This is a genomic window from Burkholderia sp. BCC1638, assembly GCF_902833195.1.
GTDB lineage: Bacteria > Pseudomonadota > Gammaproteobacteria > Burkholderiales > Burkholderiaceae > Burkholderia > Burkholderia diffusa.
In genome coordinates, this window is the sequence record NZ_CADFEC010000160.1 from 1 (window position 1) to 414 (window position 414).

1 protein-coding gene is annotated in these 414 nt (G+C 58.7%); it reads right to left on the bottom strand.

All coding sequences use genetic code 11. The features are described from left to right. Positions 1 to 206: 206 nt before the first annotated feature. A partial coding sequence (locus HWX22_RS31865) for a hypothetical protein (protein ID WP_208456643.1) occupies positions 207 to 414 on the bottom strand: 208 nt, incomplete at its 5' end.

Below are 414 nucleotides of genomic sequence, written 5' to 3' on the forward strand. Positions count from 1 at the left end.
ACGCAGGAGGACAACGACCCCGGAAACCCATACACTTATCCACAACCGGTCCTGCTATAGACCGGTCTCCACCCCGGCTCAAAATCCAATCGGCCCGGTGGCTCAAAATTCCGTCGGCGCGGACACACAAGCTACCGTTGAAGGGCGAATCGATGCGGAAGACCAACGCCAAGCAGTCCTCCGCATCCTGATCGTGATCACCTTCGCTATAATCCATTGACCGCGCAACACCACCTTCCAAACTGATCACGTTCGCCGAAACGCCTGATCACCATCACCGAAATCCGCAGGCATATCTCAGCGTCGTCGCCAACGCCCAGGAGATCGCACGCCACGAACGCAGCTTCGAGCGGCACATGACCTTCTACGATTGGCGCCACTACGTCACGCTGGTCGAGCGCAAACCCGGCGCAC